Annotated in this window: 23 protein-coding genes and 1 tRNA gene; 15 read left to right on the top strand and 9 right to left on the bottom strand. The window is 36.8% G+C overall.

What is annotated here, in order from left to right; all coding sequences use genetic code 11:
* Positions 1–61 precede the first annotated feature (61 nt).
* The gene (gene rho / locus ABDJ41_RS15800; RefSeq protein ID WP_349787039.1) at positions 62–1,915 is read right to left on the bottom strand and encodes a transcription termination factor Rho; all 1,854 of its coding nucleotides are present in this window, start codon (positions 1,913–1,915) and stop codon (positions 62–64) included.
* 346 nt (positions 1,916–2,261) lie between these two features.
* Here rho and pyrF point away from each other — a divergent pair, with 346 nt between their 5' ends.
* From pyrF to ABDJ41_RS15780, 4 genes are read left to right on the top strand one after another with little or no spacing between them, the layout of a single operon-like run.
* Positions 2,262–3,092, top strand: coding sequence for an orotidine-5'-phosphate decarboxylase (gene pyrF / locus ABDJ41_RS15795; RefSeq protein WP_349787038.1), 831 nt, complete (start codon positions 2,262–2,264; stop codon positions 3,090–3,092).
* Complete coding sequence (locus tag ABDJ41_RS15790; RefSeq protein WP_349787037.1) at positions 3,089–3,991, top strand: DMT family transporter; 903 nt, start codon at positions 3,089–3,091, stop codon at positions 3,989–3,991. The genes pyrF and ABDJ41_RS15790 overlap by 4 nt, the downstream gene beginning before the upstream one ends.
* A gap of 40 nt (positions 3,992–4,031) precedes the next feature.
* On the top strand, positions 4,032–5,312 hold the full coding sequence (locus ABDJ41_RS15785) for a DUF2851 family protein (RefSeq protein ID WP_349787036.1): 1,281 nt from the start codon (positions 4,032–4,034) through the stop codon (positions 5,310–5,312).
* Between the two features lies 1 nt (position 5,313).
* Entirely contained in the window at positions 5,314–5,535 is a 222-nt protein-coding gene (locus tag ABDJ41_RS15780) for a PspC domain-containing protein (RefSeq protein WP_349787035.1), read from the top strand.
* Here the strand turns inward: ABDJ41_RS15780 and ABDJ41_RS15775 are convergent, their stop codons facing one another.
* On the bottom strand, positions 5,536–6,180 hold the full coding sequence (locus ABDJ41_RS15775) for an ankyrin repeat domain-containing protein (protein ID WP_349787034.1): 645 nt from the start codon (positions 6,178–6,180) through the stop codon (positions 5,536–5,538). It abuts the gene before it with no gap.
* 134 nt (positions 6,181–6,314) lie between these two features.
* On the opposite strand from ABDJ41_RS15775, the gene ABDJ41_RS15770 reads away from it, so the two are divergent.
* From ABDJ41_RS15770 to ABDJ41_RS15755, 4 genes are all read left to right on the top strand, one after another.
* Positions 6,315–8,873 carry an FtsK/SpoIIIE family DNA translocase gene (locus ABDJ41_RS15770; RefSeq protein WP_349787033.1) on the top strand — a complete coding sequence of 853 codons (2,559 nt, stop codon included), beginning with the start codon at positions 6,315–6,317 and terminating at the stop codon, positions 8,871–8,873.
* A gap of 14 nt (positions 8,874–8,887) precedes the next feature.
* Positions 8,888–9,541 (top strand): outer membrane lipoprotein periplasmic chaperone LolA1, encoded by a 654-nt coding sequence (lolA1, locus tag ABDJ41_RS15765; RefSeq protein ID WP_349787032.1) that lies wholly within the window; start codon positions 8,888–8,890, stop codon positions 9,539–9,541.
* A 40-nt stretch (positions 9,542–9,581) separates the two neighbouring features.
* Positions 9,582–10,346, top strand: a complete 765-nt coding sequence (locus ABDJ41_RS15760) for an MBL fold metallo-hydrolase (protein WP_349787031.1) — start codon at positions 9,582–9,584, stop codon at positions 10,344–10,346.
* A gap of 25 nt (positions 10,347–10,371) precedes the next feature.
* Positions 10,372–10,455: transfer RNA gene (locus tag ABDJ41_RS15755), tRNA-Leu, on the top strand.
* Between the two features lie 72 nt (positions 10,456–10,527).
* Here ABDJ41_RS15755 and pdxR read toward each other — a convergent pair.
* Positions 10,528–11,949, bottom strand: a complete 1,422-nt coding sequence (gene pdxR, locus ABDJ41_RS15750) for a MocR-like pyridoxine biosynthesis transcription factor PdxR (RefSeq protein WP_349787030.1) — start codon at positions 11,947–11,949, stop codon at positions 10,528–10,530.
* A 100-nt stretch (positions 11,950–12,049) separates the two neighbouring features.
* On the opposite strand from pdxR, the gene ABDJ41_RS15745 reads away from it, so the two are divergent.
* The 6 genes from ABDJ41_RS15745 to ABDJ41_RS15720 all read left to right on the top strand — a co-directional run bounded on the left by ABDJ41_RS15745 (position 12,050) and on the right by ABDJ41_RS15720 (position 16,147).
* Positions 12,050–12,550, top strand: coding sequence for a cupin domain-containing protein (locus tag ABDJ41_RS15745; protein ID WP_349787029.1), 501 nt, complete (start codon positions 12,050–12,052; stop codon positions 12,548–12,550).
* A gap of 2 nt (positions 12,551–12,552) precedes the next feature.
* The gene (locus ABDJ41_RS15740) at positions 12,553–13,449 is read left to right on the top strand and encodes a dihydrodipicolinate synthase family protein (protein WP_349787028.1); all 897 of its coding nucleotides are present in this window, start codon (positions 12,553–12,555) and stop codon (positions 13,447–13,449) included.
* 46 nt (positions 13,450–13,495) lie between these two features.
* Complete coding sequence (locus ABDJ41_RS15735) at positions 13,496–13,726, top strand: thioredoxin domain-containing protein (RefSeq protein ID WP_349787027.1); 231 nt, start codon at positions 13,496–13,498, stop codon at positions 13,724–13,726.
* Between the two features lie 75 nt (positions 13,727–13,801).
* Positions 13,802–14,131, top strand: a complete 330-nt coding sequence (locus tag ABDJ41_RS15730; RefSeq protein ID WP_349787026.1) for a 2Fe-2S iron-sulfur cluster-binding protein — start codon at positions 13,802–13,804, stop codon at positions 14,129–14,131.
* 136 nt (positions 14,132–14,267) lie between these two features.
* The gene (locus tag ABDJ41_RS15725; protein WP_349787025.1) at positions 14,268–15,005 is read left to right on the top strand and encodes a YggS family pyridoxal phosphate-dependent enzyme; all 738 of its coding nucleotides are present in this window, start codon (positions 14,268–14,270) and stop codon (positions 15,003–15,005) included.
* A gap of 155 nt (positions 15,006–15,160) precedes the next feature.
* The gene (locus ABDJ41_RS15720) at positions 15,161–16,147 is read left to right on the top strand and encodes a hypothetical protein (protein ID WP_349787024.1); all 987 of its coding nucleotides are present in this window, start codon (positions 15,161–15,163) and stop codon (positions 16,145–16,147) included.
* Positions 16,148–16,155: 8 nt separating this feature from the next.
* Here the strand turns inward: ABDJ41_RS15720 and ABDJ41_RS15715 are convergent, their stop codons facing one another.
* Positions 16,156–16,515 carry a winged helix-turn-helix transcriptional regulator gene (locus ABDJ41_RS15715; protein ID WP_349787023.1) on the bottom strand — a complete coding sequence of 120 codons (360 nt, stop codon included), beginning with the start codon at positions 16,513–16,515 and terminating at the stop codon, positions 16,156–16,158.
* Positions 16,516–16,596: 81 nt separating this feature from the next.
* On the opposite strand from ABDJ41_RS15715, the gene ABDJ41_RS15710 reads away from it, so the two are divergent.
* Positions 16,597–17,481, top strand: coding sequence for an NAD(P)H-binding protein (locus ABDJ41_RS15710; protein WP_349787022.1), 885 nt, complete (start codon positions 16,597–16,599; stop codon positions 17,479–17,481).
* 19 nt (positions 17,482–17,500) lie between these two features.
* Here ABDJ41_RS15710 and ABDJ41_RS15705 read toward each other — a convergent pair whose 3' ends face one another.
* The 5 genes from ABDJ41_RS15705 to ABDJ41_RS15685 all read right to left on the bottom strand — a co-directional run bounded on the left by ABDJ41_RS15705 (position 17,501) and on the right by ABDJ41_RS15685 (position 21,313).
* Complete coding sequence (locus ABDJ41_RS15705; protein WP_349787021.1) at positions 17,501–18,208, bottom strand: Crp/Fnr family transcriptional regulator; 708 nt, start codon at positions 18,206–18,208, stop codon at positions 17,501–17,503.
* 18 nt (positions 18,209–18,226) lie between these two features.
* Entirely contained in the window at positions 18,227–18,484 is a 258-nt protein-coding gene (locus ABDJ41_RS15700; RefSeq protein ID WP_349787020.1) for a hypothetical protein, read from the bottom strand.
* A gap of 23 nt (positions 18,485–18,507) precedes the next feature.
* Positions 18,508–19,104 carry a methyltransferase domain-containing protein gene (locus ABDJ41_RS15695; protein ID WP_349787019.1) on the bottom strand — a complete coding sequence of 199 codons (597 nt, stop codon included), beginning with the start codon at positions 19,102–19,104 and terminating at the stop codon, positions 18,508–18,510.
* A gap of 201 nt (positions 19,105–19,305) precedes the next feature.
* A complete protein-coding gene (locus tag ABDJ41_RS15690) occupies positions 19,306–19,920 on the bottom strand; it encodes a hypothetical protein (protein WP_349787018.1) in 615 nt (204 codons plus the stop codon).
* Positions 19,921–20,149: 229 nt separating this feature from the next.
* Entirely contained in the window at positions 20,150–21,313 is a 1,164-nt protein-coding gene (locus ABDJ41_RS15685; RefSeq protein WP_349787017.1) for an MFS transporter, read from the bottom strand.
* Positions 21,314–21,352: the final 39 nt, after the last annotated feature.

Raw genomic sequence — 21,352 nt, 5'->3', positions numbered from 1 at the left:
AACAAAGACTATCTTTCTAGTCCTGGTTCCTTGCTCCTTAATCATTTAGTTATTATAACCCTTAGCTATTCATTGAAATCAAGAATTCTTCATTGGATTTAGTGCCTTTTATTTGTGCTTGAACAAACTCCATAGCTTCCTGTGCATTCATATCAGCCAGGTGATTACGTAAAATCCATACACGTTGTAATGTATCTCTGTCATGTAACAGGTCATCTCTACGCGTACTTGAAGCGGTAATGTCGATAGCTGGGAAGATACGTTTGTTTGATAACTTACGATCTAACTGAAGCTCCATATTACCAGTACCTTTAAATTCTTCGAAGATTACCTCATCCATTTTAGAACCTGTATCAGTTAATGCAGTTGCAAGTATGGTTAATGAACCACCTTTTTCAATGTTACGAGCTGCACCAAAGAAACGTTTAGGCTTATGTAAAGCATTTGCATCAACACCACCCGATAGGATTTTTCCTGAAGCAGGGGCTGTAGTATTGTAAGCTCTTGCCAATCTGGTGATCGAATCCAGTAGGATTACTACATCATGACCACATTCAACAAGGCGTTTTGCTTTCTCAAGAACGATGTTTGCAATTTTAACATGGCGTTCAGCCGGTTCGTCAAAAGTAGAAGCGATTACTTCAGCTCTAACACTTCTGGCCATATCTGTTACCTCTTCCGGACGCTCATCGATCAATAAAATAATCAGATAAACCTCAGGGTGGTTTTTAGCAATAGCATTTGCAACTTCTTTCAGTAAGTTGGTTTTACCAGTCTTAGGTTGTGCAACAATTAAACCACGCTGACCTTTACCTATAGGAGTAAATAAGTCGATGATACGTGTAGAGTAGTTATTTGTTTCTGTAAAAAGATTTAATCTTTCAGTAGGAAACAAAGGTGTAAGGTAATCGAATGGTACGCGGTCCCTAACATCGGCAGGTATACGGCCATTGATTGTTTCTACTCTAACCAATGGGAAATATTTCTCTCCCTCTTTTGGCGGGCGGATACTACCTTTAACTGTATCACCTGTTTTTAATCCAAATAGTTTAATCTGCGACTGAGATACATAAATATCATCTGGTGATGAAAGATAGTTGTAGTCTGCAGATCTTAAGAAACCATATCCGTCAGGCATAATTTCAAGTACACCTTCATTTGTGATGGTGTTGTCGAAATCAAGATTAGAATAACTGTTCTCATTTTGTTTATGTGGACCGTTGTTATTCTGATTTTGGTTTTTAGGCCTGTTATCTGGTTGTCTTTGTTTTTTATTATGATCATTATTACCAGGAGCAGCAGTCTTACCTTCTGGTGAAGAAACAACGGCCGTTTCCTTTACAGGAGTTGCAACAGCTTCTTTTTCCTCAACTTCAGCTGGCGATTCAGATAATGCTTCCTGCTTGTTTGCAAAACCTGTAGGTTGTGGATCAAATAGCGAAGCCCTATTGAATGGCCTTTGCATTTTTTCTTCCGTTTCTTTCGGAGCAATGCGTGTTCTTTTTCTTGCAGGTTTATCTCCTTGTGCATCTTTCTCACCGTCATCAGTCGGTAAGGTTGGAGCAACTTGTGTTTTTACATGACGTTCCTTTGCAGTTTGCACTGGTTCTGTTACTTCTTGTACTACTTCTACGTCAGTTCCAGCCTCAACTTCAGCAACAGCCACTTTTTTTGCCGGGCTTACTTTAGCAGGTGTAATTTTTGGAGTAGTTTCTTTCACCGCTTTAGTTTTTGTAGCTTTTACGGGAGGCGCTATAGGAGCTGGCTCTGCCTCGGCTTGTTGTTCTGTTATTTGGGCAATAATTTCAACAAGCTCAGCTTTACGCAATTCATCCGCATTTAGAATGCCTTGAGTTTTTGCTATCTCACGCAATTCTGCCGTGAGTTTTTCATTTAATTCCGTTTTATTAAACATTTATATGGATGTAGAGAAATTTTTTAAAAGGTAATTGTATAATTAACTAAAATCGTATTTATCAATTGTTGAATAATCAGTCGTATTTTTCATATTTATCAACAAAAATTGACCATTTGAACAAAGCAAAAAATGCAATTATAAAAGGCGTTGTAGAACAAAATTTTATGAGATTTTCTGGAATGGTCAGATGAACTTTAGAGAATTATGTTGCAATTGTATGTATTTGAAATCGATTCTCCAAGAAAAATTTGAAATTGTTTGTAATTATTTTGGTGAAAAGTTTTGTAAATGTCCGAAAATCATTTTGAAAATTAACATCTTTGTAGCCATAATTTACCCTCAGATGAATAAAAAACAACTATTTGAACAAATTAAAAGTAAGAAATCGTTTCTATGTGTAGGTCTTGATCCAGTATTGGAAAATATACCTAAACACTTGTTCAAATATGATAATCCTGTACTTGAATTTAATAAGCAGATCATTGATGCAACTAAAGATCTTTGTGTAGCCTATAAGCCAAACACTGCTTTTTTTGAATCAATGGGATTGAAAGGATGGGAGAGCCTAATTAAAACCTGGGAATATATTCCTCAGGATATATTTACAATTGCTGATGCGAAAAGAGGTGATATTGGTAATACTTCTGCTATGTATGCTGATGCTTTTTTCAATCAAGAGAAATCGGGAATGAGTTTCGATGCAATTACTGTTGCTCCTTACATGGGGAAAGATTCGGTAGGACCGTTTTTAAGTTATGCAGATAAATGGGTTATTTTACTGGCTTTAACATCAAATGCAGGACATAGCGATTTTCAACTTCATCAAACATCAGAAGGTAAACTTTATGAAGAAGTAATCAGAATATCTTCTCAATGGGCAAATAGTGATCAGCTGATGTATGTTGTTGGTGCTACCAGGGGTGCAGAGTTTGAAAATATAAGAAGATTAGCTCCTGATAACTTTTTATTGGTGCCTGGTGTTGGTGCACAAGGCGGAAGCATGGCAGATGTTTGTGAGTATGGATTAAACAGTGAGTGTGGATTGTTGATTAATTCTGCCAGATCTATTATTTATGCCAGTAAGGGAGAAGATTTTGCGGAAAAGGCCAGAGAAGAGGCTTTAAAACTACAACAAGAAATGGAGCAGATTCTGATGGCTGCACAATTGGTATGACCAAAAAAATAGATTTAAAGCTGATTCTGGCGCTAACTGGTGTAGCTTTAATATGGGGTACTACCTATTTAGGAATAAGGGTTGCAGTACAAACTATACCACCCTGGTTTGTGGCAGCATTCAGACAATCAATTGCTACAGTTATATTGTTCATCATTCTTTTAAGAAAGAATGAACTGACATGGAAAGGCTGGCCACATGTTAGACGTCAGATGATTTTGTCATCTCTTATGATTGTTGGAGCCAATGGATTAACTACAGTTGCGGAACAAACTGTACCAAGTGGTTTAACTTCCTTATTAACCTCGCTTAGCCCACTATTTGTATTCATCAGTAGCGTTATTCTTGGATTACAGAAACCAAGTTTAAAAGGTTTTGCAGGTGTTCTGATTGGTTTTCTTGGAGTAGTATTTATTTTCAGAGAGGGGATAAGTGAGCTGCTTGATCCCAATTATAAAACAGGAATTATGTTTCTGGGATTTGCCATCTCTGGTTGGACAATCGGTACGATCTATATTAAAAAGTATAACCAAAAAACAGATAATATATTTCTTGATCTGTTTTACCAATTTGCTTTTTCGGCAGTAGTTCAGTTTATTCTGGCTCTGATTTTTTCTAAGGATATTAGTATATCTGATTGGAGTATGAATAGTATGCTTGCTGTTGCTTACCTGGCTATCTTTGGTTCTGTTATTGCCTTTTTCTGTTATCATTATGCTTTGAAAAAGGTGAGTGCTACAGAAGTCTCGATTCTTAATTATTTCAATACCGTAATTGCGTTGTTCCTGGGTTGGCTTATTTTGAATGAAGTTATTACAGTAGATATTCTTATAGCAACCGTACTCATTATCATTGGGGTTTTTATTACTAATTATAAAAGTAAAAAAGAACAACTTTAATTTGTGGAGCAAATGGTCCCTTTAGGTTAAATTCACAGAAATGGATTTTAACGAGGACTTTTTACACTTTATTTGGAAGTATAGGCTGTTTAACTCTGCGAAACTTGTGTGCAAAGGTGGTGAAGAACTACAAGTATTGAATCCGGGGATTTTAAATAGAAATGCTGGACCTGATTTCAGTGATGCAAAATTGATTATTGATCAGACGGTCTGGGTTGGACATGTAGAGATTCATGTTAAATCATCAGACTGGTTGTTGCACGGACATCAGAATAATGCTTTTTACGATGCTGTTATTTTGCATGTGGTTTATGAACATGATAGTCCCATTTATCGTACAGATGGTAGTTTAGTCCCTGTACTTGTAATTGAAGGATTATTTTTGGATCGGGTGTTGGATAACTACAAGAGACTTATTGCCAATGCAAATCATTTCCCTTGCGAACGTCATATCAGTTCTTTAGACCAGATTCATATTTATTCTTTCTTCTCCAGAATTGTCATAGAACGTTTTGAACAGAAAGCAGAAGAAGTATTTGAAAAACTCAACAACAATCGTGGGGATTGGGAACAGTTATTTTATTGTTTTCTTGCCAGAAATTTTGGTTTTAAAGTAAATGCTGTTCCATTTGAATTACTTTCAATAGTTACACCTCTTCATATTCTTTCTAAGCATAAGAATAATGCATTGCAAATAGAAGCACTTTTGTTTGGGCAGGCAGGTTTTTTAGAACAGGAATTTTTTGAAAATTACCCATTGCAGCTACAAAGGGAGTATTTATTTTTAAAGAAGAAATATCGTTTAATTCCAATGAATGCAGCTGTATGGAAGTTCTTGAGGATGCGTCCTCAAAATTTCCCTACAATCAGGATTGCTCAGTTTGCAGCATTAATTGTTAAGTCAAGTCAGCTGTTCTCAAAAATGCTAAAAAAGGATACACTTTCAGATTTGTATACTATTTTTAATGACTTACCTGTAAATGAATATTGGCTAACTCATTATCATTTTAACAAAACTACAAATAGGGTTATTGTTCAACCGGGTAAAGGAAGTGTTGATAATATTATCATTAATACTGTGTGCTTGTTTTTATTTTGTTATGGAAAATATACAGATCAATCCGAATTATCAGATCGTGCATCTGATTTTTTAGAAAGGATTCCATCAGAATGTAATGCTATTGTAAATCAATATAGTAGTGCTGGTATTGATGTTCCGAATGCTTTAACTTCGCAAGCCCTGCTTCAATTAAATAAATATTATTGCAATGAAAAAAAATGCTTAAATTGTACTTTGGGTTTGAAAATCTTAAAAAAATAAAATGTTCCAGCAGATTGTAACCTTTTTTGAAAAGCGGAGTTTTGGGGTATGTACATATCTTGCCGAACGGCTAAACATATCCATCAGTAAAATTAGATTGTTTTTTATTTATGCATCTTTTCTTGCTGTGGGTTTCCCTATTATATTTTATGTACTTGCAGCCCTTGTTTTGGATGTAAGACATTATATAAAAAAAATAAGACTATGGGTTTGGGATGTTTAATTAAACACTCAAGATGTCAGCAATTTCATTAAAACCTTTTTCCCGGGCCAGGTCTGAAGGTAATTTCCCCCCTTCCATTCTTACATCAACCTCTGCATCATGTTCAAGTAATAGAATGATCAACTCAATATTACCCAATTGTGCAGCAGCATGAAGTGGAGTAAAGCCTGCCTGTTGCATTACATTTACATTAGCGCCTGCATTGATCAGCATTTTTGTGATATTGACATTTCCTGAAGCAACCGCAGAATGTATCGGGAAAACATTAAAGCCATTTTGAGCTGGAGTATTTACATTAGAGCCTCTGGAAATTAATAGCTTAACTATTTCTTCATTGCTAAAGTAAGCAGCCAAGCCAAGTGCAGTAAAGCCATCTTTTGAAAAACTATTTACTGAAGTTGGATTACGCTCTGTAAGAAAATCCGTTTCTTCCAATTTGCCTAGGGCAGCAGCTTCAAATAGGTTGATTTGTTTAGCGAAATTAGCTATTAACCCAGCAATCTGTGGTTTTTTAAAATAACAAGCCAATAAAATGGGTGAAATGCCATGACTGGTGTCTTTACTGGCTTCAGCTGGATATTGAGTTAGAAAATCAAAAATATCCTGTCTGTTGCCTGTTTCAATTAATGTTTCAAGATCCGCCATCGCTACTGTTAAATTTCGGCTAAAATTGAGTAAATAATTTAATATAGGCAAATGAGCTTAATTTTTTAAATTGAGTTCATGAATGTTTACGCAATTTATCTAAGTTTGTTAATTATTAAAATCAGTAAATAAAGATGTCGGTAAGGGGAAATCAATTTAAGTCCAATTCATTCAAAAATGAGGCAGGAGACAAGAAAAGCTCTAGGTCAACTGAACCCAGACCATTCAAAGAAAGGATAGATGTTTTGCCTCGTCTTAATTTTCAGGATGGAAGGCTATTTAAGATCATTGGACTTTTATTTCTGATCTTATCACTTTATTTTCTGATTGCTTTTACTTCGTATCTCTTTACATGGCAAGAGGATTATAGTTATGTAATAGATGCTAACGGGGGATGGGACAACCTGTTTAAAACTTACGAAGAACTACAGCAAGTGAACATTCCTCCTGTTGTACAAAACTGGCTTGGTAAAATAGGCGCATTACTATCGCACCAATTTATTTACGAATGGTTCGGACTAGCTTCTTTTCTATTTGTTTTTGTATTTTTTGTAATTGGTTACCGCCTGTTATTTAAGGTGAAAATATTTTCAATTGAAAAAACATTAGGTTATAGTTTGTTTTTCTTATTGTTTCTGTCACTAACATTTGGCTTTGCACACGCATTTTTTACAAATACTCCTCACTATATAGAAGGTGAGTTTGGTTATTGGACAAATAAATTACTAGTTGCACAAATCGGGATAGCAGGAGTAGGTGGATTAATTGCCTTTTTAGCATTAACAGTATTGATCATTGCTTATAACATCGATTTTAAAATTCCAACACGTACAAAAAAAGAAGAAACAGCGGATGATCTTGGTGTAGTACCAGATGTTCCGAAAAATGTTGAGCTAGAAGATGAAGTCAGATCAGAGCCTGTAGAGTTTACATTAAACGATAAGCTAGGTAATCAGCGTAAGCGTGAGCAGAACATAGTAATCACGCCATCCTCAAGGTTTGAAGAAAAGGAAATTGAAGAGATCATTCCTCAATTTACACCTGCTGTAAACGTAATGGCACCTTCTCCGGAGGTAGTAACCCCTCCATTAGAGACGGTTCCACTAAAGGTTGAACCACAATTAACTATTGAAAAGACCGAAGAAGAAAAGAAATCGGATGAATTAGTAGAGCAGTTTGGTACATATGACCCTACTTTAGACCTATCTAGTTATGTATATCCACACCTGGATTTATTAGAAAATTACGGATCTAATAAAATTTCAGTTGATTCTGAAGAACTTGAGGCCAATAAAAATAGAATTGTTGAGACACTTAATCATTACAATATCGAGATTGATAAGATCAAGGCAACTATAGGTCCAACAGTAACCCTTTACGAGATTATACCTGCTCCGGGTGTACGTATATCAAAAATCAAGAATCTTGAAGATGATATTGCGTTAAGTCTTGCAGCATTAGGAATCCGTATTATTGCCCCAATGCCTGGAAAAGGGACTATTGGTATTGAGGTGCCTAATATGCATCCGGAAATGGTTTCAATGAGAAGTATTCTTGCGACAGAGAAATTCCAGCAAACAACCATGGATCTGCCTATTGCAATGGGTAAAACCATTTCAAATGAAGTCTTTATTGGTGATTTATCAAAAATGCCTCACTTGCTGGTTGCGGGAGCTACAGGACAAGGTAAATCAGTTGGTATCAATTCTATCCTGGTTTCTTTACTTTATAAAAAGCACCCATCTCAGCTTAAATTTGTATTGGTTGATCCAAAGAAAGTAGAGTTAACACTATTTAATAAGATTGAGCGTCATTTCTTAGCTAAATTACCAGGGGAGGCAGATGCTATTATTACAGATACGAAAAAGGTAATTAACACTTTGCAATCATTGTGTATCGAGATGGATCAACGTTATGATCTGCTTAAAGATGCGCAGGTGAGGAATTTAAAAGAATACAATGAGAAATTTATCAAGCGAAAGCTGAATCCTAATAATTCACATAGATTCTTGCCTTATATTGTTTTGATCGTGGATGAGTTTGCTGATCTAATGATGACTGCTGGTAAAGAGGTAGAACAGCCCATTGCACGTTTGGCACAGCTGGCCCGTGCAGTAGGTATTCACCTTGTTCTTGCTACTCAACGTCCATCAGTTAATATCATTACAGGTACTATTAAAGCCAACTTCCCTGCCAGGTTAGCATTTAGGGTGTTGTCAAAAATAGACTCAAGAACTATCCTTGATAGTGGGGGGGCAGATCAGCTGATTGGTCGTGGAGATATGCTTTTATCAACAGGGAATGATCTGATCAGGTTGCAATGTGCTTTTGTAGATACGCCAGAGGTAGATCGCATTTCAGAGTTCATCGGAAATCAGAGGGGATATCCTGAGGCTTACCAATTGCCTGAATATATTGATGAAGCAGCAGAAAATGCAAAGATGGATTTTGATGCGTCAGATAGAGATTCTATGTTTGAAGATGCTGCACGTTTAATTGTATTGCATCAGCAAGGTTCAACATCTTTAATTCAGCGTAAATTGAAATTAGGTTATAACAGAGCTGGTCGGATCATTGATCAGTTGGAAGCTGCGGGAGTAGTTGGACCATTCGAAGGCAGTAAGGCCAGGGAAGTATTAATTCCTGACGATTATGCTTTGGAACAGTTCTTGAATGAACTTGGCAACAAATGAAATTAAAAGATAAGATGATGAAGAGATTAATGTTGCTGCTGGTAATAGCTATTGGGTTTATATCAGCCGTAAATGCACAAACTGATGCTAAAGCAAAAACCATATTAAATGAAGTAAGTAAAAAATATCGCTCTTACAATATCGTAAAGGCTGATTTTTCTTTACTAATAGAAAGTAAACAGACTAACTCAAAAGATACTCAGCAAGGGACTTTATATGTAAAGGCCAATGCGAATAAATATAAGGTTAGTATGACTGGTCAGGAAATGACTAGTGATGGCAAAACACTTTGGACTTATCTGAAAGAGGAAAAAGAAGTTCAGGTTACTGATGTTAATACTAGTGATGAGGCGCTGAATCCTGCAAAAATATTCACAATTTATGAAAAGGGATTTAAGTATTTATATACCGGAGATAAAAAGGTAGGTGCTAAAGTTTATCAGATTATTGACCTGACACCTACAGATATCAATAAATCTTATTTTAAAATAAGATTAACGATTGATAAGGCTGCGAAACAAATTGCAAGTGCACTTATATTCGAAAAGAATGGAAATAAGTATACTTATGATGTGAAGTCATTCGTAGCCAATGCTAAGGTGCCTGAATCTATTTTCACATTCGATGCTAAGAAATTTCCTGGAGTAGAGGTTGTAGACTTAAGGTAATTTTTCTAAGTTTGAAATACATGCTTGGAACAGAAATATTTTGAAAGTAACATTTTTAGGAACGGGTACTTCCCAGGGCATTCCTGTTATTACCTGCAAATGTGCAGTTTGTAAATCACCAGATTATCGTGATAAACGATTAAGGGTTTCAATTTTGATAGAAACTGCTGATAAAACAATAGTGATAGACAGTGGGCCTGACTTTAGATATCAGATGCTTCGGGCAGGTGTACAAGATTTGGATGCTATATTGTATACACATGAGCATAAAGATCATGTAGCCGGACTGGATGATATCCGTCCTTTCAATTACCTGTTAAAAAAGAATATAGATATTTATGCAACTGAAAGGGTTCAACATGCGTTAAAGCGTGAATTTTCCTATATCTTTGCTGAGGTTCATTATCCAGGATTACCACAAATCGACATACATACCATTAACGATCAGCCTTTTCATATTGGTAATTCTGAAATTATTCCATTGAATATTATGCACTATAAATTACCAATTCTAGGCTTTAGGATAGGTGATTTTACCTATATCACTGACGCTAAAACTATTTCTCAGGAGACATTGGAGAAAGTCAGAGGGTCGCGTTTTCTGGTAGTAAATGCTTTGCAGCACGAACAGCATATTTCTCATTTCACATTGGATGAAGCGATTGATTTTTCGCAAAAGGTTGGGGCAGAGACTACTTATTTCACACATATCAGCCACAATTTGGGGCTTCATTCAGTTGTGGAAAAAGATTTACCAACAAATATTAAATTAGCATACGATGGGTTGACAATATCATCCGAATAAATATATATTTGCAACACCAAAATATACCCAGGTGGCGAAATTGGTAGACGCACCAGCTTGAGGGGCTGGCGCCGGCAACGGTGTGGGAGTTCGAATCTCCTCTTGGGTACAGCCGGACTTTGAACACTTCAAAGTCCGGTTTTTAATGTTAAATCGATGCTTTTAGCTAGTCTGCACTTACTCAAAGCATTCCTGCCAAAGCAATAATGCCTTCTTCCAACTCTTTTTCATTTAATGAACCATAACCTAACCTTATTCCTTTAATGTTTGTATCAAAGCTATAATTATCAGGGGTGATAATTTTAATGCTTTTTCTTTTCAAAGCTTCAGAAAGTTTTACCCAATCCACTTGCTTGTCAGGCACTATCCAAAGAGCCAGACCGCCATCAGGAATAGTATAAGTTATTTTAGAACTTAGATGTTTTTCCAGCAAGGAGGCGGTAAGATCTCTTTTTGTTTTATAATAGTTTGTTGCCTTTTTGATGTGTCGTTTTATGATGCCGTCTTTGATTAGCTGTAATACTGCCTGTTCCATAATATTATCACCTTGAACATCGATGATTTTCCGTAAATCACCTACCTTTCTAACGAGGAAAGAGTCGTTGCTTGCTAAATATCCGATGCGTAATGCAGGTGCAACAACCTTGCTCATTGTACCAATATAAACGTAACTTTTAAGTTCAGTAAAACTTGATAAAGGCAATATGGGACGATAACCAAAGTGAAATTCATTATCATAATCATCTTCAATAATCGAAAAGACGGATTCATTAGAAAGCCGTATCAACTCTAACCTTCTTTTTAAACTCAATGTAACTGTGGTTGGGTATTGCCGATGGGGTGTAACGTAAATAGCTTTTATTTTTTTGCGGGATTTAAGATGCGCAACAACATCCTCAATCACCAAGCCGTCCTTATCTACGCTAACAGGCAGTAACTTTGCACCTGCATTTTCAAAAGCAGCCCATGCAGGCTTATATCCCGGATTTTCAATCATCACATAATCACCTTTTGAGAATAGGCAATGCGCTATCAGGTACATTGCCATTTGACTTCCACGAGTTATGCAGATACCCTGTTCGCTTGTCTGCATTCCCCTCTGATGATTGAGCATTTGAGCAATTTCTTTCCGAAATACCTCATCGCCTAATTCGCAGCCATACCCCATCATTTTCCATCTTCCTTTTATATTGAAGATTTGACGGTATGCCCTGGCCAGTTCTGCAATTGGTGCTATTTTACTGTCAGGGTGTCCATCATCAAATTCTATGTGATAATGCTTAACTGCTGAATTGTTTATTGCAGTAAGTGTTTTTCTGTCTTTTTGTGTTTCTTTTAAAGATGGCAACGTATCAGCAACAAAAGTGCCTTGTCGTTCTTTAGGAGTTAGCCAGCCCTCAATAATCAACACATTAAGTGCCTCTACAACAGTGTTCCTGTTTATATTTAAAAGCCGGGCAAGGTTTCTGCTGCCTGGCAGCGCATCGCCTGCCTTTAACCTACCTGAATGAATGTCGTTTATTATGGCATCCGCTATTTGCAGATAAATGGCTTTATCCGATTTTTCATCTAACTGTATCTGAAATTCCCAACCTCTAAGCATCTGGACTATCTATTTTTATAAAAACTGTATCATTTTAATAGGCCAAAGGTATGATACTTTTGTATTGCAATAGTGCAATAAATGATAAATTATTAATGCTATGTCAAAGTTAGAAACAGCAACAGAAGTAAAAGAATTAATCAATGCAGAGCAAAAGCAATTTAGCTCTAAAGATTTTCATCAAACATTTGCAAGACCAGCGTTTGTGAAACCATCCCATGTCATTCACAAGAATGTTGAAAATGCAGGGGTACACAATCAATTTTCAGCAGAAAGAAAACACCCTGTTTTCTTCGTGGACTTACCAAGCAAAAATGTAAGTATTACCATTGGTGGTTTATTACCCGGGCAACAAACACATAAACACCGTCATACTTATGAAACTATATTATATGTACTCGAGGGAAAGGGCTGGACACTCGTAGAAGACGAACGTGTAGAATGGGAAGCGGGTGATGCCGTTTATATACCGTCCTGGGCCTGGCATCAGCACCAGAATACAAGTAATAGCGTACCCGCAAAATATATTGCCTGCGAGAATGCTCCGCAGCTTCAGAATTTAGGAGTGGCATTACGTGAAGAAGAAGGGAGGGATTTTTAATAATGAATACAGTTCCATTTAAAGGTGTTATTGCATACCCAATTACACCATTCAACGATAATGAAAAGGTAGATATTCCTTTATTCAAAAAATTAGTAGAACGACTTGTTGTATCAGGCTCTCACGGTATCGCTCCATTAGGAAGCACAGGCGTATTGCCTTATCTCAATGATGAAGAAAAAGAAGCTGTAACTGAGGCTACCATACAACAGGTTGCAGGGCGTGTACCTACGTTGGTGGGCATTTCTAATCTTACCACCGAGAAGACTATTTACCACGCCAAGTTTGCTGAAAAAGCCGGGGCTACGGCAGTAATGATTATACCGATGAGTTATTGGAAACTAACCGACGACGAAATTGTAAAACACTATGATACCATTGCTTCCAAAATTTCCATTCCGATAATGGCGTATAACAATCCGGCAACTAGCGGAGTAGATATGTCGCCTGTGTTGCTGAAACGCTTATTGCAAATTCCCAACGTAACAATGATAAAGGAAAGTACAGGCGACATTCAACGAATGCACTATTTGAGAAAGGAATTAGGAGAAGAAGTAGCGTTTTACAATGGATCTAACCCTTTAGCATTGGCTGCTTTTGCAGCAGGTGCTAAAGGTTGGTGTACTGCGGCTCCAAACTTGATACCCGAATTAAATATTGGTTTGTACAATGCTATCCAAAACAATGATTTTGAAGCAGCCCGAAATATTTTTTATGAACAGGTTGATCTGTTGAAATTCATTGTGGCAAAAGGTTTACCGAGAGCGATCAAGGCTGGACTAAACATCTTGGGTGAAGATGGAGGGTACTTAAGAAGTCCTTTGCAGCCACTTACACCTGAAGAAACTAAAGAGCTTAAGAGCATCCTTTCATCTGTTACCGACAGTCTATCTGTTTAGCATTAACAAAATTTAATTATTAACAGTTTCAAATTTTAAAAGTAAAATGACAAAAGCTATTTTTTATCACGCAGGTTGTCCTGTTTGTATCAGTGCAGAACAGGATATTTTAAATCTTATATCTGAAAATCAGGTTGAAGTAATCCATTTGGGTACGGATAAAGCAAAAGTAAGTGATGCAGAAAGTGCGGGAGTAAAATCTGTACCGGCATTGGTCTTGTCTAATGGCAATGTGTTACACATTAACTTTGGTGCTTCGATAGAAGATTTGAAGTAAAGGGACCAAAATCTAAAAGCCCGGAGGCGGTTAAGACTTTCGGGCTTTTAAAAGCTAGACAAAAAATAATAAAGCATGAATCTGGAAGATAATAACATTTCAGCAGCACAAGACAGGGCATCGGACACAGTGGAAGTAACCCTGATACTGGAGGGGATTACACGCCAAATCCAGTGGAACAAAAATGTACCTTTGCTTGATGCTCTTCTCAACGCCGGCATTGATGCGCCGCATTCTTGTTGCAGAGGAAACTGCGGTACTTGCGTATGCAAATTGGAGAAGGGTGAAGTGCGATTAAGGAGAAACTTCGTTTTATCGGAAGCTCATATAAAGCAAGGTTTGATTTTGGCTTGTGTCGCAGCCCCGGTCAGTGAAAGAATCGAGATAAATTATGATGAATTTTAGTGCGGCATTATTAATATGTGCGACCAGTCACCCCGAAATACAACATTTCATTTGCTGAAGCCAAAGACCATACATTTACTTTGGTAAAAGCTGTATTGATAAAAGAATTGGAAGGAAAACAAAAATATGCAGAAGTATGAAGGAAGAAATTCTACAAAACATTGCCGTCATACAAGAACGGATAAACAATGCTTGTAAAGAAAACGGCAGAAATCTCAACGAAGTAAAATTGCTCCTGGCTACTAAAACTGTTCCTGAAGAACGTATTAAAATAGCTTTACGTGCAGGACAAACATTGATAGCCGAAAATAAAGTCCAGGAACTTAAAGAAAAACATGAAGCATTAAAAGAAGTTCAGCATACCAATCATTTCATCGGGCATTTGCAAACCAATAAAATCAAAGACCTTTTGAAATACGATGTTTCCTGCATCCAGTCGCTTGACCGTTTGGATTTGGCAGAAAAACTGCACCAACGGTTACAGTTTGAAAACAAGACCATAGAGGTTTTGATACAGATAAATACCTCTTTTGAAGAAAGTAAATTTGGTGTAAATCCCAATGATGCTATTGAATTGGTAAAACAGGTTGCACAATTAGAAACACTGAAAATAAAAGGCTTGATGACCATAGGTCTGTTCAGTGCCGAAACCGAAAAAGTGCGTAAATGCTTTCGCTTACTCAAAAACATTCAGGAGCAAATTATTGTTTTAAAAATTCCGAATGTAGATATGCAGGAATTGTCAATGGGAATGAGTGGAGATTTGGAAACAGCGATTGCAGAGGGGGCAACCATTGTGAGAGTAGGTACGGCAATCTTCGGTCAAAGATCTACTTCCGACGGTTATTATTGGAATGAGAAAATAGACATTTAACTGTGGTTATTACCGGAAGAGGAAGTGGTATTACAATGGAAAAAATTGTTGTCCGCATATAAATGCACCTGGTATGAAATGAATATAATGGAGAAAATTATATCTTTATTACCAAACAAAAATAATTTTTTGTAACTGCTAATCTTAATCTGGTAATGATAAAACTTGTTAGAAACCCGCTGGCTCATTTTGTTGTTATGGCATGTCTATTCAGCTCCTGCTCATTAAACAAAAAAGTGCAGGTAAGTGAGTATGCAGGATTGATCAGCTGTCACCAGCAGAGGACTTTTAATGGCGGTGCATTAAAGCCTCGTCCTATTCATGAATTGAAGATTGACACAGCACTTGTAAGTCACTTTGGTTTTGCCAGTTTGAATATTGCTAACGCCTTTGGTTTTCTTGACCTCTTGCAAAAGTTTGTGAAAGCAAAGGAAGATTATCAGGGATCACCTGTTATAGAAAACAGATTGAGGAAAATTGAAGTGGCAATGAAGCTTTCAGAGCGGATTAACCTGGCTTCATTAGAAATTTCTTCTTTTGCTTCTGAATTGGATTGTGAGGAGGAACGAATTACGCAGGTAGCAGATTTTTTAAAAGGAAAGGAAAAACAACGGGAAACACGTTTGACTGTTGCTGCTATTGGAATTGGTGCTATTGGTGGGGTCGCTTCAGGGTTCTTATCATCAAATGATAATGCTGGCCACAGTGGGGATTATGTAGGTATAGGAACTGGTATAGCAGAGGCTATTTTAGGAGTTCTTATTTTAAAGAACAGCAAAATTACGGAATTACAACACCCTCGTAATGCTTTAAAAGATATATGGTATGGGCAAGACAGTTCAGCAATTTTCCCCTCTTCAGTCTGGTATTATATAACTTATAAAAATCCGACTAAACCTGATGAACTTTCATTGAGAGAAAAAATTATTGAAAGGTGGAAAGGCTTTAATCAGGTATCGGTTGATAATGTAGAAGAGATGAATAAATTTAAATTACAGTATCTTCAAGATAAAGGTGTTTATGGTACAGATGATCTCTATAATCGTGCTAAAATGTACGACCAGATTGAATCTTACGTTAAAATGATAAAGCAGGATTTAACGACCCTATCTCTTGAATTAGGAGATCAGAGTGATATCTGATATATAAATCATTTCCTTATTTCCATATCATCCAATCCCCATACAGCCATTGCATTTAGAACAGGTTGTAGCTTAGTACCTGCAAGTGTCAATGAATAAGTTACAAAAGGAGGGACAACAGGTTCTGCAGTTCTAAGCACCAGGTCATCTTCCTGCAATTGTTTTAAGTGTTGGATAAGCATCTTCTCTGTAATATTAGGAATCGATCTTTTTAATTCGCTGTAGCGCTTTGGGCCAATTGAAAGCTGATATAAAATGATAGGCTTCCAATGCCCACCTATTTTGTTCATTACATAGGTGATGGGGCAAAAAGTGGCAGAATTTTTCTTATTAAAATTACGGGTAGAGTTTTCTTTAATTGCTGTCATTGGCACATACTTTGGGGTAAGTACTTGTTTAAAAGTAAGTACAAATATACCTTTGTAATCAACAATTTAAAATATATAATCATGAATTTTACAATAACAGGATCGCTCGGAAATATCAGTAAACCATTGGCTGAGATTTTAATAGCAGCTGGCCATCAGGTGACTATCATTAGCAGTAATGAAGCTAAGAAAAAAGCAATTGAAGAGCTGGGTGCAATAGCTGCAATTGGCTCTGTTGAGGATGTAGCTTTTTTAACTAAAGCTTTTTCAGGTAAAGATGCGATATATACGATGGTTCCTCCAAATTTTGGTGCATCGGATATCAGGGGATTTATTTCAGATACTGGCAAAAAATATGCTGAAGCCATCAAGGCAGCGGGTGTTAAGCATGTAGTTAACTTAAGTAGCATTGGAGCGCATTTAGACGGTGGTACAGGGCCGATTGCGGGCCTGCATGATGTGGAACAAACCTATAGTAAACTTGAAGATGTAGCAATTAAAAACCTTCGTCCGGCATATTTCTATATCAATTTCTTAGGAAATGTTGATATGGTTAAACATGCAGGTATTTTAGGATCAAATTATGGTGCTGATACTCCTTTAGTATTGGTACATCCAAATGATATTGCAGCTGTAGCAGCTGAAGAATTGCAGCAAGCATTTACAGGAAAAAGTGTAAGGTATATCGCAAGTGATGAAAGTACTGCAGGAAATGTAGCTAGTGCATTAGGAGCTGCGATTGATAAACCTGAACTTCCATGGGTAGAATTTACTGATGAAGATGCTTTACAGGGTATGATGCAGGCTGGTCTACCTGAGCCAATGGCTAAAAGTTATGTGGAAATGGGCGATGCAATGAGAACTAGAAAATTATATGAACACTATTTTAACAATAAGCCATCATCCCTGGGAAAAACAAAATTAGAGGATTTTGCAAAGGAATTTGCACAAGTATATCATGCATGATAAGCTATAGATTATAATACTATTTATAATTAGATCTGCTAACTAATTTTGCGATATCTTTTACCCAGATTTTTCGTCCTTCAGTTCTGATAATTCCTTCAGATTTGAATTCCCTTAATAAGCGGATGACATTTTCTTTAGCAAGACCAGCCATATTTGCCAGATCACTACGGGATATATTAATTATTGTTTCTTCTCCTTCGGGGGTTTCAATCTTTGATTTCTCGCGTATAAGGATCAGGGCTATGGCTAGTCTTTCCGCTGCAGTTCCTTGTGAGAATATTGATATGCTGTTTGTAAGCACACTATATTCATGACTGAGGGCTTTTAACAAGCGGTTAGCAAAGGCAGGGGATTGATTTAGAATGCTTAAGAAGTCCTCTTTCGGAATAAATGTGAGCACACTTTCTTCTAAAGTAGCAGCAGAATCTGGATAACGTTCCTGAGATAAAACTGCATGGTAGCCTATCAGTTCATTCTTATTGGCTACATAGATGATTTGTTCTTTACCAGCAAGGCCGATTTTGTATTTTTTTATTTTACCCTTATGGATAAAATATATACCCGATGGGACCATTCCCTCTTTGAAAATGACTTCACCTTTTTGATATTTTTGCACCCCCTGCTTGCTGATTAAAAAGTCGTAATCTTCTTCAGAGAGGGCGTTTAGAATGGATTGTGTATTAAAGTTCCATTGATCAATTGGGAAAATATCAGATAAACTCATCGGGTATATATTGTACTTTTAAAGTACAGACTCTTCTTTTGCTACTGAGCGAAGGCATATAAGCGCATAGCGTATACAGCTCCACTGTGTACTGTTTACAGAAAGAGGGGATAAGTCTTCAAGTTTATCTTGAAGTGCTTTGATGAGCTCATTTTGTGAAAATCCAGAATCAGTCATCGGATTTGTCCAATTTGAAATTGCAGTTTCTACTTGTTCGTAATTTTTCATTTCGCTAATTTTTTCAAGGATAGCGGAAACATGCTTGTCTAAGGTCATGGTATTTCTATTAAAAAATTGTTTTATCGTTTAATCCACATTTTAAGGTGCTGGTCAAAATCTGTTTCTACAAGATTGTAGCAGATTGGGATTTCATTTTCACTTACATGGTAAGTGGTTAGTCGTGTTCCTACAGGTTTTTCTTCCAGTATTTTGTACAAATAGTTTGCATAATAGTTGTAAAGGCTAGGCGAATGTTGAATTGTATTATCAATCCTGCCGAAAGTATAGAGGTTTTCAGCAAAGGAGTTATAGAAATAAATGCCTGTATAACCATCAAGATTTAATTCTGTAAAATCGCCATACATAAAATGAACATTATTAAGACCTGATACTTCTTTTGAATATTCTGCTGCAGTATGTAGGCTCATGCGTTGCTCTATGCCATGAAATTCCGAGTGAGGATAGTAATAAGCTGCAACAAGGCAAAATTTACCTACTCCACTACCTATATCAATAACTTTGCAGCCAGGATTTGGTGCAAGAAAGCTTGCTGCTCTCTTAACCACAGATAGAGGGGTCCAATGCACTTTGGATAATTTTCTTATCCTCGGAGAAAAAAGCTCATCAAATGAATCATCGTTCTGATAGCTTGGAGAGCCTAAAGAATCTATATTCATGATTTCAATACTGACCTGATTTTACAAGTTATTGTTCAGGGACAAAGTTATACTTTTTTCCGTATTGAGGCGTGGTATAGTGTCAACAGAAAAGCTGATATTTATCAGTTTTTACACTATTTAAACACGATTTTGTAAGATGTAATATGTGAAAAGTCTGGCATCCAGATGGAGTATTAATGAACGCCAGGCTAATGAGTGTTATTTTAAAGCACTGGTATTTAGTTCCTTCATGAAGGATTCTAATTCGCTTAAAGTATAGCCGTTGCCATCCAAACTAATAGAATACCTTTCTTTGTAAAGGTACTTAATAGATGAACTAACAGATTCATCACGCTTGGTGTCTTCTGTTAAAGTACGGATTCCATTGATTTCAGTAGTTTTAGTCTTAGTATCCGCATTTTCCGATTCGGTATTCATACTTAACGATAAGGCTAATAAAGAAACCATAGCGCTTCCAGTCTCTCCTGCACCATCAATAATTCCAACCTTAATTGATTTAATATCATCACCATATTCCGCTTCAATAGAACTTAGGCCCCCAACCGCAGATAGGCCTCCTGCATTATAACTTTTTCTTTTCAAACCATTTAGCGTCTCTGGTACAACAGCTTTAAGTTCATCGTTGGTTAAAGGTGTAAGTCCTTTTAATTTCTTAGTGATCTCCTCAACTTTATCTCCGGCGCTGGCAATTTTACTGAGATTGCTGACTTTGTCTAATACACTGCTGGTTTCCGAATTTTGCTCTTCCTTGTTCGAGTTTCCGCAAGAAAGCATGAATAATGCCATACCTGCAATCATTGTTTTTTTAAGCATGAGTTATGATTTTAAGTGTATTCGAAAATAATGAATATATATTATACCTGAGGATATTAATATGTTAAGAATGCATTTTTTTACTATAAATATTACTATAGCCTTACTCCGGCCTTACTAGGGGGTTACTAGGGCCTTTCTAGGGCTATTGGCCCTAATAAAGCCCTTGTAGTACTTAAGTAATGCTGCTATGGTGATTAAATAAGTATTAACACGGATAAATAAGTGCTTATTTTCTTAAACCATATGTAATAGCAACTATCAGCATCAATGCACCTATAAATGCAAAAGCAATATTTAAAGAAAATTGATAGGCTATAAAACCAAGTAATGCAGGTCCTGCCAGTTGTCCGGCATAACCCATTGTGCTGATTGCTGGTATTGCTATTGTTGCCGGAACATTTTTGATTCGCCCGCCTTCACTAAAGAAAACAGGGACAATGTTGGCCGCTCCAATTCCAAGAAGTACAAAGCCAAGAAGTGATGTTGCTATCCATGGAGTAAGTATGGCAAGAAAAATACCTGAAGCGGCAATGATAGAACCACCAATAACTACTGTCTTTCCGCTTAAATGAGATACAATTTTATCACCCAATAAGCGCATTGTTGCCATAGCAATAGAGAAAGCCGCATATCCAATGCCAGCCATTTCAGGGTTAATACCCTTATTTTCATCTAGGAAAACAGCACTCCAGTCTAACATAGCTCCTTCTGAGAGGAAAACGGAGAAACACATGAAGCCTAAAAAGATGATGCTCCCTTTTAACCAGGATATTCCTTTCAGGTTAACTTGTTCAGTTTCACTGGAGAATTTTCTGATCAACTCCTTTTCTGTATGAACATCAAAAAGAAACCGATAGTTCCAGGAAACAATTAAAATTAATAAAAAGGCAATACTTATTGCTGCGGCAATCGGACTCAATCCTAATTTCATTAAAAAGCCAAGTCCTAATGCCCCAAATAGGCCACCAACACTGAACAGGCCGTGAAGTGATGACATTATTGGTTTTTCTGAACTGTTTTGTACCTGAACGCCATGTGCATTCATAGCAACATCTACAGTGCCAACGGTTCCTCCCAATATAAAAAGTGCCAATCCCATCCAGATCGGAGAATTGATTAATAAGAGTAAAGGAAGTGTAAGCGCCATTATTATTGCTGAGTATCTGATTACAATACGAGTTCCATAACGATGTGCAAGTATTCCACTAACAGGCATCATAGCTATAGCGCCCGCACCAAGTAATAAAAGTAGCAGGCCAAGGTCAGCATTATTAAGATTTAAACGATCTTTTGCATAAGGTACCATTGGTGCCCAGCTGGAAATGCCCAGTCCGCACACTAAAAAAATAGCTTTTGTAGCTTTCCTTGCTTTAATTGTTTGTATTAGCATAAGATCTTTAATATTAATTGCTGCAAAAATATGCAATAT

Origin of the sequence: Pedobacter sp. ASV1-7 (assembly GCF_040203335.1) — a bacterium.
Lineage (GTDB): Bacteria > Bacteroidota > Bacteroidia > Sphingobacteriales > Sphingobacteriaceae > Pedobacter.
This window is presented reverse-complemented; position numbering and strand designations above follow the sequence as displayed.